This is a genomic window from Pseudomonas sp. MIL9, assembly GCF_016887925.1.
Lineage (GTDB): Bacteria > Pseudomonadota > Gammaproteobacteria > Pseudomonadales > Pseudomonadaceae > Aquipseudomonas > Aquipseudomonas mohnii.
In genome coordinates, this window is the sequence record NZ_JAFEHE010000033.1 from 44,823 (window position 1) to 58,875 (window position 14,053).

Sequence of the window (14,053 nt, forward strand, 5' to 3'; positions counted from 1 at the left end):
GTCAAATCCTTTTTAAAAAAAATTCATTTAATTAAAGGAGTTAGGGGAATTTGCAGACCAAGCGCCTTTGCCCTCACCTCATGACATGCGAGAATGCGCTCTCTTTTTTTCCCCTCTCGATGGTTAATCACGCGCAATGACTGCACAACTAATCGACGGCAAATCGATCGCCGCCAGCCTGCGCCAGCAGATCGCCCAACGGGTCAACGAGCGTCGCCAGCAAGGCCTGCGTACGCCCGGACTCGCGGTGATCCTGGTCGGCAGCGATCCTGCCTCTCAGGTTTATGTCTCGCACAAGCGTAAAGACTGTGAAGAGGTCGGCTTCCTCTCCCAAGCTTATGACCTGCCTTCCGAAACCACTCAAGAAGCGCTGACCGATCTGATCGATCGCCTCAATGACGATCCGGCAATTGACGGTGTTCTGCTTCAACTTCCTCTACCGGAACACCTGGACGCGTCCAAGTTGCTGGAGCGCATTCGTCCGGATAAAGACGTCGACGGCTTCCACCCGTATAACGTCGGTCGCCTGGCCCAACGCATACCGCTGCTGCGTCCGTGCACCCCTAAAGGCATCATGACCTTGCTGGAAAGCACCGGTGCCGATCTGTACGGGATGAATGCCGTGATTGTCGGTGCTTCCAATATCGTGGGTCGCCCGATGGCGATGGAGTTGTTGCTGGCCGGTTGCACCGTGACCGTCACCCACCGCTTCACCAGAGACCTGGCCGGCCACGTCGGTCGCGCGGATCTGGTCGTGGTGGCCGCCGGCAAGCCGGGCCTGGTCAAGGGTGAATGGATCAAGGAAGGCGCAATCGTGATCGACGTCGGCATCAACCGTCAGGAAGACGGCAAGCTGGTCGGCGACGTGGTTTACGAAACCGCCCTGCCCCGCGCCGGCTGGATCACTCCAGTGCCCGGCGGCGTCGGTCCGATGACTCGCGCATGCCTGCTGGAAAACACACTGTACGCGGCCGAAACCCTGCACAGCTGAGTCCCGTTTCCGGCGTTGGCAACAAGTCAAGGAACCCCGCCCATGGCGGGGTTCTTTTTGCCCGCAGATAAATGTCGACCACCTGCCGGAAAATGACATTTTTTTCATGTTTCAAAGGACTTTAACCACTTCCCGGAACAACCATCGACAGTTATTCAGCCATACTCCAGAATGTCGCGCTTTTTACGAAATAGCCCGTTACAAAACGGCTTATCAACATTTTATGAGTCTGCCAGCGTGAAAATCCGTCTTTCCATCCTGAGCCTATTTTTTGCAGTTACAGGGACTTTCATCACGCCAATCGCCAGCGCTGGCGAAACCACCGCCGCGCCTCGAGACACCTCACACCTGAAGATCGCTTCCGGCAGCGCATTGCTGGTCGACTTGCAGTCCAACAAAGTCATTTACGCCAGCAATCCCGACGTCGTTGTCCCCATCGCTTCGGTGAGCAAACTGATGACCGGCCTGGTGGTCGTCGAAGCCCGGCAGAACATGGACGAATACATCAATATCAACATCAGCAATACGCCGGAAATGAAAGGCGTGTTCTCCCGGGTCAAGCTCAACAGCGAAATGCCGCGACGGGAGATGCTGCTGATCGCCTTGATGTCTTCGGAAAACCGTGCCGCCGCGAGCCTGGCGCACCATTATCCGGGTGGCTACGCGGCGTTCATTGCTGCCATGAACGCCAAAGCCAAGGCGCTGGGCATGACCAATACCCATTTCGTCGAGCCGACCGGCCTCTCGCCACGCAACGTGTCCACAGCCCGCGACCTGAGCAAACTGCTGGTCGCGGCACACAAATACCCGCTGCTGACGCAACTGAGCACCACCAAGGAAAAAACCGTGTCGTTCCGCAAACCCAACTACAGCCTGGGTTTCCGCAACACTGACCATCTGGTGGGCAAGCCGAACTGGAACATCGAACTGACGAAAACCGGTTTCACCAACGAAGCGGGTCACTGCCTGGTGTTGGTGACCCATATGGCTAACCGCCCGGTAGCACTGGTGATCCTCGATGCTTATGGCAAGTACACTCACTTTGCCGACGCCACTCGCATCCGCAATTGGGTCGAAACCGGCCACAGCGCAGACGTACCCTCTGTAGCCCTGCAATACAAATCCGAAAAGAACCTCAAACATCGCCAAAGCGGCGTGGTTGAAGCGTCGAAATAACGGCACGACAGTAGAAAGCAAAAGCCCCGATCATTCGGGGCTTTTGCTTTCCGCCTTAATCATTGGGCAGCGGCATCTGGTCATCATCCGGAATCCCGTCGCCGGTACTCGGGTCTCTCCAGGGTTTCGGATGTTCGGTTGACACCACGGTTGGCCGAGCCAGAGGATCCCTCATCGGGCTATCCGGATCCATCACCGGATCCACGTCTTGCTCAGGGGTGGTCGGGACGTTTTCCGGACGTTTATCGTCAAAGCTCGAATCAGTAGACATACGCACCTCCAATGAGACCTGGCAATGAGACCTAGGGTTTCAGATCACCGAGTGGATCGTAAGGCTTTGCCGGAGCCTTGGGATTGTCGCCCGGCTTTACATCCCGTGGCGCCTTTGCCGGACCGATGGGATCGACCTGAGGGTCGGCGAGATCCGGAGAGTCGGGGTCGAACCCCAACTCGTCGCCAGACGAATGCTCAGACGAGTGCGGACCGGCGGGAGTATTGAAATGAGCCATGAACGCCTCCTGGTCGCGGCCCGAGAAACTCGGGCTTCAATCATCAGAGGCTGGCAATGCGCAGTGGTGCCATGGGGGTGACGAACGGGCTTACTGTGCGCCCAAGGCTTTTTTCGCCCTGGCGGCCGCTTGCTCCTGGCCGGCCTGGGCGAGGTCGCTTGCAGCCTTTAACCAGCGCTGCCGATCGACGCTGGCCGGAACCTGTGTCGGCGCCTGAATCAAAACCGCCCAGCCACCGGCATCCCTGAAAGACGACTCAAACGAGCTGAAACTCATCATCGTCCTCTGACTCATGCCGGCGCGCAGCAGTACCGTCTGTTTCTGCCGGTTGTACCCGGCGAGAATGGCATAACGCGGCTCGGCCCACAGCGCAGAACCTTCAGTAAAGCGCACCATGACCGGATACCCGGCAGCGACCTGAGTCAGCAAGGCAGGCAGATTGCTGTCGAGGGGATAGACCATCATCCCGTATTCACGGGCCAGGTTCTGCATGTTCTGTTGCAGTTGCGCTTCGGCACCCGGCAAATGCAACGGCTTGTCGAGCAAGCCCGGGGTAATCACAACGCCCTGCTGGGACAGCATGCTCGCCAACACTTGAGGCCCGCTTTGATTGGCTACGCCCTTATAGAACCGGCCGCTGAGTTCGACGCGCTCCGGCAGACGCTTGATCTCAGGTGCGACACTGCCCGCGCAACCTGCCAAACCAGCCACGCACCCCACAATCAGTGCCGCCGATAGAATTCGAGAAATTACTCGCACCATCATCACTCTCTTCGTTCAGACGCCAGGCAATCGCACTCCCGGCTTGGCCGTCGATCATAGGATGCCTCGCGACAGCGGTATAGCCTTAACCGGTAGTTGATTGCATTCGATAGAGCGAACTGGTTGATCCGGGTCGACCTTTGGTCAATAGCCTGCAACACCGCAGCGTCTAGACTGTCACTTGCAAGTCGTGTGTGCCCGCCGCCGGGCAAAGAGGAGGCATCGATGAGCCTGACAATGACAATCGTGATGTTGATTTCCGGCTGGCTGGCCGTTGCCACCGCCATGCTATGGGGAGTTCTGCGCATTACTCGTCGGCACCATCACCACCCTGCTCAACCGGCGCCCCTGGTGAAAGCCGAAGAACCGGCCACGAGCCACGCCACAGCCCATTAATCGAAGCGTTGGGCCCCTACAAAAAAACGGCCGCCTGGACTCTTTCGAGTGCAGGCGGCCGTTTCGTTCAGCGCCAATCAAGCTTCAGCGGAGACCCGCTTCTGCCGGGCGCGGCGGGACATCATGTTCAACACCTCGATCGCAGCCGAGAACGCCATGGCAGCGTAGACGTAACCTTTCGGTACGTGGGCGCCGAAGCCTTCGGCGATCAGCGTCATGCCGATCATGATCAGGAAGCCCAGGGCCAGCATCACCACCGTCGGGTTGTCGTTGATGAACTTGGCCAGGGGATCAGCCGCCAGCAACATCACCAGCACCGACACCACCACCGCGATGATCATGATCGGCAAATGCTCGGTCATGCCGACAGCGGTAATGATGCTGTCGATGGAGAACACCATGTCCAGCATCAGGATCTGACCAATCGCCGCAGCGAAGCCCAGGGTCACGGTCGAGGTCGCCGACGTCGGATCTTCCGGAGCCGGGTCCATGCTGTGATGGATCTCGGTGGTGGCTTTCCACAACAGGAACAGGCCACCGGCAATCAGGATCATGTCTTTCCAGGAGAAGGCCTGGCCAAACACTTCGATCACAGGCGCCGTCAACTGGACGATGAACGCAATGGTGCTCAGCAGGCCCAGTCGCAGAATCAGCGCCATGCCGATACCGATGCGCCGTGCTTTCTGTCTATGTTGCTCAGGCAGCTTGTTGGTCAGGATCGAAATAAAGATCAGGTTATCGATGCCAAGCACGATTTCCATCACCACCAGGGTGGCCAGGGCAACCCACGCGGTGGGGCTGGCAGCTAGTTGTAAAAGGTATTCCATGGGTCAGTCCTGACTCGCTGTAAGACGGTTTAGATTTCCTGGGAGGAAGATTCGGTTTTTTCCGCGTCTTTTTCCGTTGATTCTTTTTTGCTGATCAACCCGCCAGTGGCATCGCTCAGCGCTTGTTCGGCGGCTTTATGGGTGTCGTCGATGGCCTGTTTGGCGCTTTCGGCGGCTTTGCCCATCAGTTGCTGGGCACTTTTTTCGGCCTGGTCACAGCCGGCCAGTACCAGTAAAGACGTGATCAGCAATGCCGTGGTCTTAAGCTTCATGTTGCCTCCTTCAATAGAACAAACGGCGCCGAGACGATGGCCCGTTGATAGCGACGCATTCTAGGGAGATGAACACTTCAGGAAAATTCGTATTTTCAGCGTATATACTTCGGTTTTTACGAACTGTAGGTTCCCATGCTCAACTATCGACAACTGCATTACTTCTGGGTCGTGGCCAAGACCGGCAGCATCGTGCGTGCCTGCGAGCAACTGAACCTGACGCCCCAGACCATCAGTGGGCAGATTTCGCTGCTCGAACAGACCTATGGCATCGAGTTGTTTCGCAAGGTCGGTCGGCAACTGGAGCTGACCGAGGCTGGCCGGCAAACCCTGCCCTACGCTGAACAGATGTTTCAGCTGGGTGGAGAGTTGGAATTGATGCTGCGAGCGCAACCCAATGAGCAGCAGATTCTGTTCCGCGTCGGTGTGGCCGATGTGGTCCCCAAATCCATCGTCTACCGCCTGATCGCGCCCACCATGGAATTGAGCGACCCCCTGCGCATCACCTGTCGCGAGGACAAGCTGGAACGCCTGCTCGCCGACCTGGCCATCCAGCGTCTGGATCTGGTGATCTCCGACAGCCCGATGCCGTCGCACCTGGACATCAAGGGCTACAGCCAGAAACTCGGTGAATGCGGGATCAGTTTTTTCGCGACCGCTGAGCTGGCAGCGCTCTACGGTGGGGACTTCCCCCGCAGCCTCAACGGCGCTCCGCTGCTGATCCCCGGGCCGGAAACCGTGGTGCGCAGCCGCTTGCAACGCTGGTTCGCCGAGCAACAGATCCAGCCGCGCATCGTTGGCGAATTCGACGACAGCGCCTTGATGCAAGCCTTCGGGCAGTCCGGTAGCGGGATTTTCATCGGCCCGAGCGTGATCGCCGATGAAGTGCGGCGCCAATACGGCGTGGAGGTGATTGGCCAGACCGACGCGGTGAGCGAGTCGTTCTATGCCATTTCGGTGGAACGCAAGGTCAAGCACCCCGGCATTGTCGCCATTACCGAAGGTGCCCGCCGCGAATTGTTTACCGAACTATGAAGCCTCAGGCGAAGACTTCGCGGGGTTTGAAAGTCATCAGGGCAAGCGCCAACAGGATCGATGCCAGAATAAAAGCGGCCGCCGCAAACCCCAGGCCTTGCAGGCCAACGCTGTCGATGACCCGGCCGCCGATCATGGCGCCCAGGCCAATCCCCAGGTTGGCCCCGGCGATGTTCAGCGAGGCGGCAAAGGCTGGCGCCTCGGGTGCGGCTTTCATCAAGCGCACATGGCTGACCAGAAACAGTGCTGCCTGAGTGATGCCCCAGATACCCATCGCCGCCGCCAGACCAACTGGCGAATGAATGTTCGGCACCAGCGCCACCAGCCCGGCGATCATGAACGCGCAAAACATCATCGACGCGATCAGCGGATGCCGATCCACCGCACGGCCCCCCAGCGAGTTACCGATCAACCCGACCGCGCCAAAGCCCATCAGACACCAGCCAACCACCGTGCCATCGAATCCGGCCAAACGTTCGAGGATGTCCGCCAGATAGGTGTAGGCGGTGAACATGCCGCTGAACACAACGATCGACAGCAGTACGTGGCCGACCATCACGGGGCTGCGCAGAATCTTGAACTGTGAACGGAAACTGGCCTGATGCTGATGCAGACTGGTTTTCGGCAGATAGATGAACAGCAAAAGCGCCTTGGCAAACGCGATAACCGCGAGGATGCCGAAAGCACTGCGCCAGCCAAATGCATCGGAGATCAGGGTGCCCACCGGAATACCGAACACCGTGGCGCAGACAATGCCGAAGCCGATTTTGGCGATGGCGCGTCCGGCGTAATCCGGCCCGACAATGTCCACAGCCGTCTCACTGGCCAGCGCCCAGAACACCGGCAAGCCCAACGCCGGAATCAAGCGAGCAAGCGCCATGACCCAGATATTGGGCGCCAACGCCGCGAGGGTGTTGGCCAGGCCGAACATGATCAACACGCTGATGAACAGCTTGCGCCGCTCGAACCGGGCGAAATACGCGGTGAGGAATGGCCCGAAGGCGGCCACGGTAAAAGCGAACAGGGTCACCAGCAAACCCGCTTGCGGGATGCTGACCTCAAGGTCGCGGGCGATGGCCGGCAGCAGGCCGACAATGATGAACTCCGTGGTCAGCACCGTGAAACCGGCGGCGGACAACAGAAGGATGGGCAACAACCGCATGCAAAACTCCAGAAAAACGACAACACCAGCGATAGCCCGAAGGCTCACTGGCAGACATGAAAAAGAGGATGGCGAATCTTAACAGAGTGTTTCCGGATGCGGTTGCACGAACCTGCATATCGCGTTGAACGCCAGGGCGTCAGTTCGTCACAGGTCTGAAGGATCGGCCCTGCGCTGTGATAAAGTCCGCGCCCTGAAAAACGTACACCCTGTGGTCGATGCTGCTCATTCAAGTGACAAAACCTGTGGGAGCGAGCCTGCTCGCGAAGGCGGAGTGTCAGCAAACACTCATGTTGACGGTTCCACCGTCATCGCGAGCAGGCTCGCTCCCACAAGGCTTCTACACGCTGAATGACATTACACCCCCGCGTTTCTCCTTACGGTTTCCGGCCTGCGGCCTGCCCGGCTTGTTGCTGCAAACCTGCGAAACCATGCACTTACAAAAAATCAGAGATGCCGTTTTATGACCGCTTCATCCCCTTCTCTATGGCAACACCTCAAACGCACCAGCCTGGTCACGCAAATCATCATCGGTTTGATCGCCGGGATTGCCCTGGCCCTGTTCGCGCCGGAAGCGGCAAAGTCCACGGCGTTTATCGGCAAGGTCTTCGTCAGCGCGCTGAAAGCGGTCGCGCCGATTCTGGTGTTCGTGCTGGTCATGGCGTCGATCGCCAACCACAAGCACGGCCAGGAAACCCATATCCGGCCGATTCTGTTCCTGTATCTGCTGGGCACCTTCGCCGCCGCCGTGGTCGCGGTAGTGGCGAGCATGATGTTCCCCTCCAGCCTGGTGCTGTCGACCCATGACGTTGCGGTCACCGCGCCCGGCGGTATCGGCGAAGTCCTGCAAAGCCTGTTGCTGAGCGTGGTCGACAACCCGATCAGCGCACTGATGAACGCCAATTTCATCGGCATTCTGGCCTGGGCCATCGGCATGGGCGTCGCCATTCGCCACGCTGGCGACACCACCCGCGAAGTGCTGGGCGACCTGTCCAATGGCGTCACCGTGATCGTGCGCGTGGTGATTCGCTTCGCACCGCTGGGGATCTTCGGCCTGGTGGCCTCGACCCTGGCCACCTCCGGTTTCGGTGCCTTGATCGGCTACGCACATCTGCTGACTGTGCTGCTCGGCTGCATGCTGTTCGTGGCGCTGGTGATGAACCCCGCCATCGTGTTCTGGAAACTGCGTCGCAATCCGTATCCGCTGGTGTTGATGTGCCTGCGTGAAAGCGGCATCACTGCCTTCTTCACCCGCAGCTCGGCAGCGAACATCCCGGTCAACCTGGAATTGAGCAAGCGCCTGGGCCTGCACGAAGACACCTACTCAGTGTCGATCCCGCTTGGCGCCACCATCAACATGGCCGGTGCGGCCATCACCATTACCGTACTGGCGCTGGCAGCGGTGCATACCCTGAACATTGCCGTGGACATCCCGACCGCCATCCTGCTCAGCGTTGTCGCGGCGATCTGCGCCTGTGGCGCTTCGGGTGTGGCGGGCGGTTCGTTGTTGCTGATTCCACTGGCGTGCAGTTTGTTCGGCATCCCGAGTGAAATCGCGATGCAGGTGGTAGCGGTCGGTTTCATCATCGGGGTATTGCAGGACTCGGCGGAGACGGCGTTGAATTCATCCACTGATGTGCTGTTCACGGCGGCGGCTTGCCTGGGTGAAGAGCAGAAAGCCGAGCGTTTGGCCTGACAAAAAACCTGTGGGAGCAAGCTCGCTCCCACAGGGTTCGTGGTGACGCGTATAAATGCGCGCACATGAAAAAGCCCCCGCGACCCAAGGCTGCGGGGGCTTTTTTGTATCTGGACGGTTTAGAACGCGCCCATGTAGTCGCGCTTGCCCACTTCCACGCCGTTATGACGCAACAAGGCGTAAGCGGTGGTGACATGGAAGAAGAACTGCGGCAAGCCATAGCTCAGCAGGTATGCCTGGCCACTGAAGCGCTTCTCTTTAGGGGTGCCTGGACGCGTGACGATTTCGATGCCTTCCTTGCCGTTGATCTGCTCCGGCTTGATCTCGCCGATGAAGGCCAGGACCTTGGCGATCAAGGCTTGCAGCTCGGCGAAAGTGGTTTCGCTATCGTCGTACTTCGGCAGTTCAACTTCGGCCAGACGGGCGGAAACGCCCTTGGCGAAATCAACGGCGATCTGCACCTGACGCACCAGCGGGAACATGTCCGGGTACAGGCGCGCTTGCAGGAACGCATTCGGGTCGATGTTCTTTTCAGTCGCGTGGGCTTCGGCCTTCTTCAGCACGTCACTCAGAGCGTTGAGCATTTGTTTGAAAACAGGAACGGAAGCGTCGTACAGGGAAATGGTCATGGCAGTCTCGTGTGATGTCGGAGGGAAACTTCGACCACCTGTAGGAGCGAGCCTGCTCGCGATGGACGTTAACGATAACGCGTTGATTCTGGACAAACGCGTTGCGCTTGAGTCCATCGCGAGCAGGCTCCCACAGGTGATCGGTTTTGGAACGTGCGCCGATTATAGCCATGACCGCCCCTTCTGCGACTTGTCTTTTGTTGCGCACGGATCAGGCAGTCGCCTTCGACTGCCTGGCTTCGAGTACATGAGCAAAGGCGCGACAAGCATTGAGCCGTAAAAGCCGGCCACCAGCAGACGAAGTCTGCGAATCACGATTGCCGATCAGTGGCAATCGCCGCCCATGCGGATCAACAGCGCTGAACGGCCCGGTTTCAGATACGTATCGATTTCTCCGACCTTGCACGACGCCAGGTTTTGCAATTGCGGATCCAGAGGCTCCGGCACGAACAGCAGCCCCGCTGGCCGGGCGTCCCCTTGCAACTGATCAATCGTCAGTGGCGCGACCGGTCGGCCCATGTAGTAGACCAGGCGGATATCCGGCTCACCGATTGTGTAGGCTTTCTGGCCCGGTTGCCCCGCCGCCAGCGTGGCGACCTGCTCCAGGCCAGCGACGCGGTGAGACAGCACCCGCGCCTCGACGAACGCATAAAACACCACGAACCCGGCCAGCATCACGTAGGGAACCGTGGCCAGGCAGGCACGCCAGCGGCCCTTCGCGTCGTCAAGCACGGCCGCCCAGTGCATGGCCAGCAGCAGCGCCATGGACGGGTAAATCGGCAGCAAATACTTGCCGTGTTTTTCGGTGAAGCAAGAAAAGACCAACAGTGGCAGCAGACTGCAACACAGCAACATGGCCGCCTCGCGGCGCGAACGGATCATTGCCCAGAACTTTCGCGGCTGCACGAATACAATCAGCCAGAACGGGAAGAAATCACCGGCCAGGTACAACAGGTAGGCATACCAGGCCTCGGCGCCTTGCCCGTCGATCTTCTTCACGATGTCTTCGCTGATGATCGACGCCCAGACACCCCAACCCTGGTTGATGGACACGGCCAGATACCAGGAACCACCCAGAACCGATGCAAGGAGCCAGCCCCAACCGTCACACAGATAGGCTTTGGCCCGGGCATCGCGATAGATCAAGGCATAAGCCAGAATCGGCGCCGTCACCCACAGAAGGCACACCGGCCCCTTGGTCAACAACGCGCAGCCGATGAGGACGTAGCTGAGTCGACTCCAAACGGCCCGGCCCTGCTGGAATATGAATTGCCAGGCTGCCAACAGCGCGCCGAAACACAGCAGGGTCAGCAGCATCTCGATTTCAGAGCGACGGGCGAACAGGCTGAATGCCCCGTTCGCGGCCAGGAACACCATCGCAAACAGCCCCACCTGGCGCCCCGCCTGCCTGACGCCGTATAGATAAGTACCGACACAGCACAAGGTTGCGGCCAGCGCCGAAGGCAGGCGCATGCTCCACTCGGACAAGCTGCCCACCACGGCGGTCGAAACGAGACCGGCCCAGTAGAAAAACGGCGGCTTGGACAGGTACAGATCGCCGTTCATATAAGGCAGCAACCAGCTCCCCGCTTCTCGCATTTCGCGGACGGTGACCGCGCGCCGGGCTTCGTTGACACTCAAAAACGGTACGCTGCCCAGACCCCAGAAAAACAGCAGCGCAATGGCTATGGCCGCAAGCAAGGCGACATTGCGGTTCGACAAACGAGTCAGGCTCACACCCATCAAAGTTACTCCACAGCAGTTACTTGAGCGTTTTGGTCTTGCTGAAGCGATAGAAAAGGTAGGGCTCGCTGACGACGTACAGATCGCCATCGGTGTCCATCGTCATACCCTCGCCCTGCGGCACCGAATGCTTAAGATCGCCCGCCTGGCTGCGCAGGGAGAGAATGCTGACGAAGTTCCCCTCGCCGTCCAGTTCGGTGATATTGGCGGACTCATCACTGAGCAACAAAAGGTGCCCGCTCTTCGGATCGAAGTAGCCATCGGAGAGGTCTCGGCTGAAGACACTGCGGTTAACCCAGGACGTCAAGTCCTTGATACGGATCTGTAGAGGGCCGCCCATGGAAGCGAGCATGCCTGTCACCGAGTACAGCTGGCGCGGATCACGCTCCTTGATGGCGAAGACACGATCATTGGCCCGGTCGTACGTCACACCTTCAAACCCTTTGTTGTGCGGGCTCAGGTTGACGCCGATGGCAACAAATTGTGCTTGTTCGACATGGATCGGCGCAGGGGTGTCGGGCAAGGTGACGATGTCCAGTTGCTGCAGTCTTTCATCGGCGATCACCACCCGTCCACCGCCGATGTAAGCGATGCCTTCGGTGTCTTCGAAGCCGATCAGCGGGTAGCGTCCGAGCAAGTCGCCGTTGCGGCTCAACACCACGATTCCCATGTGCTCGCCATTGGTGATTCCCAGCAGGCGATCACGATCGTAATCGTAAGCGATGCCGGACAAATTGGTGACACCCTCCACAGGTTTGGCCTGGATCACCGCCTTATAGTCAGGCAGCCAGATATTTTTGTCCGGTGCCTGATTGCCGTACCACTGGTTGTGCCAGTGTCCGTACAACTGCGAGAACCAGGCAGAACGCACGCCTGTAGTGATCACCAGTGCCAACGCGATAACGACAACCAACAGCCCCGCTTTCCTTGCCTTGCTCATTATTATTTTTCTCAATCCCAAGTGAAACGATAGACATGCCCAGGCTGCCCCGGATGGCATTTGCCGTTATCGGCATCGGCGCCGACGATCGACCACTCGGCACGGGACGTTTCGCCCAGTTCATGTGCAGCCTCGGGGGCGAAGCACTGGCCAAGCAACTCGTCCGGGACCAATGCATAAGCCTTGGGGTGATCGCGCAGCCATTGTGCAGCCTGCTCGACCGAGGACTCGGCCATACCGAAATGCACGATCGGCTGACGGGCGTACAACCAATGTCCCTCGCGCCAGTTGACCAGTACCAGGTCAGCACCGTGGGTCATCGACGCGGCTTGCTCCATGATTGCTACGTGTGGATTGGCGCCGTCCTTGATCGGCTCGATAAACCCACGGGCGAACCACAGCACGAACCAGCCCGCCACCAGGGCCGGAAATACCCGGCGCAAGCGCGGACGCCGCTTGAACCAGCGCTGCAGCAGCCAGGGAATCAGCGGCGCGGCGGCCAGTACCAGGCCAGGCAGCGCCGGGTAGATGTACAACTTGCGTTTACCGGCACTGATGCAAAAGAACAGCACCACCAGCGCCACCCAACCGAGCAGCACCAGCACCCGGCCGTCACGCTTTTGCAGCTGACGGCGCCAGGCTGGCACCAGCCATGGCAAGGCCAGTACCAAAGGCAACCAGTATTGCGGAATGACGTTGGTGAAGAAGTACCAGAACGGTTCACGGTGGTCCCACGAAGCGGCGTAGCGTCCGGCGGTCTGGCGCAGGAGGATTTCCCGGGCATAGGCCACTTCGTCAGCGGAGCCGTTGAGCACGATGGACAAGGTCAGGGGTAACAGCCAGACCGCGATCGCCGCCAGCATCACCAGCAACCCGAGCCACCATTTGCGCGCCTGGCCCGGCATGGCCACCACGCCCGACCAATCCTTGCGTACCGCATAGGCATAAGGGATCAGCATCAGCGCCGGCAGAAAGCCCACGCCTTTGGTGATCACCCCGATGCCCATGCCCGCACAGCCTACATAGAACCAGCGCCATGTCGGCCCCAGCAACAGATGACGGGCCAGGCCGTAGAGGCCCAGCGTGGTGAACAGAATCAGAAAGCTGTCGATCTGCCCGGTGCGCAGGATGCTGTAGGTCTGGTAGGTCGCCAGGTACAACAGCGCGGCAATGCGCCCGATGCGCTGGTTCCACAGCCGGCGGCCCAAGTCATAGACCATCGCCGTGACGGTCACCGCGGAAAAAAGCCCGGGTATGAACAGGGCAAGGTTGGGTTTGCCGGTCAGCCAGGCGAAGAACGCCACCGTCCACATGAAGATCGGCGGCTTGTCGCCGTAGATCTCCCCGGCGCGATGGGGAATCAGCCATGAACCGTTGTGCAGCATTTCCAGGGCCACGCCGAGGAAACGCTCTTCATCGACGTTCTGTACTTGACGCAAGCCCAGACCGGCACCGACCAAAAGCAGGGCGAGCAACATCAACCCCAGGCATTCGACCCTGGGCGACAACGATCTGCGCATGACTTACTCCTTGAGGTTTTTGCTTTTTGCAATCAGTTGCAGGTTGCGCAGATAAACAATAAAGCCAAAAGCCTGACCGGCAATGAACACCGGGTCCTGCCGGTAGATGGCATACATCAGCAGCAGGGCACTGCCGACGATACTCAGGTACCAGAAGCTGGTCGGGATCACGCTGCGTTTTTTGTATTCGCTGTACAGCCACTGCAGAACGAAACGGCCGGTGAACGCGATCTGGCCGGCAAAGCCGACCACCAACCACAAGGATTCGCGGGAAAGGTTCATTCCTGAACCTCCCGAGCCTGAGTATTCAGGCGAGTACGCTTGATCAACCACCACACCCCGAAGAGGTCGAGAATGCCGACAAGGGCGCGGTCGATATTTCCGTACTTGGACAC

Annotated in this window: 15 protein-coding genes and 2 pseudogenes; 5 read left to right on the plus strand and 12 right to left on the minus strand. The window is 59.1% G+C overall.

All coding sequences use genetic code 11. The annotated features are described in order from the left end of the window. Positions 1-136: 136 nt before the first annotated feature. Positions 137-991, plus strand: coding sequence for a bifunctional methylenetetrahydrofolate dehydrogenase/methenyltetrahydrofolate cyclohydrolase FolD (folD, locus tag JQF37_RS28810; RefSeq protein ID WP_130207733.1), 855 nt, complete (start codon positions 137-139; stop codon positions 989-991). Between the two features lie 237 nt (positions 992-1,228). Further along, positions 1,229-2,167 (plus strand): D-alanyl-D-alanine endopeptidase, encoded by a 939-nt coding sequence (pbpG, locus tag JQF37_RS28815; RefSeq protein WP_047527524.1) that lies wholly within the window; start codon positions 1,229-1,231, stop codon positions 2,165-2,167. Between the two features lie 55 nt (positions 2,168-2,222). On the opposite strand, the gene JQF37_RS28820 is transcribed toward pbpG, so the two are convergent. The 3 genes and pseudogenes from JQF37_RS28820 to JQF37_RS28830 all read right to left on the minus strand — a co-directional run bounded on the left by JQF37_RS28820 (position 2,223) and on the right by JQF37_RS28830 (position 3,496). Further along, positions 2,223-2,438, minus strand: a complete 216-nt coding sequence (locus JQF37_RS28820; protein ID WP_047527523.1) for a hypothetical protein — start codon at positions 2,436-2,438, stop codon at positions 2,223-2,225. Positions 2,439-2,469: 31 nt separating this feature from the next. Continuing rightward, positions 2,470-2,676: a DUF6021 family protein gene (locus JQF37_RS28825; protein ID WP_047527521.1), complete on the minus strand. Its 207-nt coding sequence runs from the start codon at positions 2,674-2,676 to the stop codon at positions 2,470-2,472. Between the two features lie 90 nt (positions 2,677-2,766). Continuing rightward, positions 2,767-3,496 (minus strand): annotated as a pseudogene (locus JQF37_RS28830) (peptidase C39 family protein). Positions 3,497-3,663: 167 nt separating this feature from the next. Here JQF37_RS28830 and JQF37_RS28835 point away from each other — a divergent pair. Further along, positions 3,664-3,834, plus strand: a complete 171-nt coding sequence (locus JQF37_RS28835) for a hypothetical protein (protein ID WP_189340410.1) — start codon at positions 3,664-3,666, stop codon at positions 3,832-3,834. Positions 3,835-3,911: 77 nt separating this feature from the next. On the opposite strand, the gene JQF37_RS28840 is transcribed toward JQF37_RS28835, so the two are convergent. Both JQF37_RS28840 and JQF37_RS28845 read right to left on the minus strand, forming a co-directional pair. After that, positions 3,912-4,661, minus strand: a complete 750-nt coding sequence (locus JQF37_RS28840; RefSeq protein ID WP_047527520.1) for a TerC family protein — start codon at positions 4,659-4,661, stop codon at positions 3,912-3,914. A 29-nt stretch (positions 4,662-4,690) separates the two neighbouring features. Then, positions 4,691-4,933: a hypothetical protein gene (locus tag JQF37_RS28845; protein WP_090468342.1), complete on the minus strand. Its 243-nt coding sequence runs from the start codon at positions 4,931-4,933 to the stop codon at positions 4,691-4,693. 135 nt (positions 4,934-5,068) lie between these two features. Here JQF37_RS28845 and nhaR point away from each other — a divergent pair, with 135 nt between their 5' ends. Then, positions 5,069-5,968, plus strand: a complete 900-nt coding sequence (gene nhaR, locus JQF37_RS28850; protein ID WP_130207735.1) for a transcriptional activator NhaR — start codon at positions 5,069-5,071, stop codon at positions 5,966-5,968. Positions 5,969-5,972: 4 nt separating this feature from the next. Here the strand turns inward: nhaR and JQF37_RS28855 are convergent, their stop codons facing one another. Beyond that, on the minus strand, positions 5,973-7,130 hold the full coding sequence (locus tag JQF37_RS28855; protein WP_130207737.1) for an MFS transporter: 1,158 nt from the start codon (positions 7,128-7,130) through the stop codon (positions 5,973-5,975). Between the two features lie 463 nt (positions 7,131-7,593). On the opposite strand from JQF37_RS28855, the gene sstT reads away from it, so the two are divergent. Continuing rightward, positions 7,594-8,826 (plus strand): serine/threonine transporter SstT, encoded by a 1,233-nt coding sequence (sstT, locus tag JQF37_RS28860; RefSeq protein ID WP_130207741.1) that lies wholly within the window; start codon positions 7,594-7,596, stop codon positions 8,824-8,826. A 119-nt stretch (positions 8,827-8,945) separates the two neighbouring features. On the opposite strand, the gene JQF37_RS28865 is transcribed toward sstT, so the two are convergent. From JQF37_RS28865 to JQF37_RS31585, 6 genes and pseudogenes are all read right to left on the minus strand, one after another. After that, positions 8,946-9,455, minus strand: coding sequence for a DUF1993 domain-containing protein (locus JQF37_RS28865; RefSeq protein WP_130207743.1), 510 nt, complete (start codon positions 9,453-9,455; stop codon positions 8,946-8,948). Between the two features lie 324 nt (positions 9,456-9,779). Beyond that, the gene (locus JQF37_RS28870) at positions 9,780-11,198 is read right to left on the minus strand and encodes a glycosyltransferase family 39 protein (protein WP_130207747.1); all 1,419 of its coding nucleotides are present in this window, start codon (positions 11,196-11,198) and stop codon (positions 9,780-9,782) included. 19 nt (positions 11,199-11,217) lie between these two features. Then, positions 11,218-12,138 carry an SdiA-regulated domain-containing protein gene (locus JQF37_RS28875; protein ID WP_130207749.1) on the minus strand — a complete coding sequence of 307 codons (921 nt, stop codon included), beginning with the start codon at positions 12,136-12,138 and terminating at the stop codon, positions 11,218-11,220. Positions 12,139-12,149: 11 nt separating this feature from the next. After that, positions 12,150-13,658 (minus strand): glycosyltransferase family 39 protein, encoded by a 1,509-nt coding sequence (locus JQF37_RS28880; RefSeq protein WP_130207751.1) that lies wholly within the window; start codon positions 13,656-13,658, stop codon positions 12,150-12,152. 3 nt (positions 13,659-13,661) lie between these two features. Next, positions 13,662-13,940, minus strand: coding sequence for a lipid-A-disaccharide synthase N-terminal domain-containing protein (locus tag JQF37_RS28885; protein WP_047527501.1), 279 nt, complete (start codon positions 13,938-13,940; stop codon positions 13,662-13,664). After that, positions 13,937-14,053: pseudogene (locus tag JQF37_RS31585) on the minus strand (dolichol-phosphate mannosyltransferase); the annotation flags it as partial. The gene JQF37_RS28885 and the pseudogene JQF37_RS31585, both read right to left, overlap by 4 nt.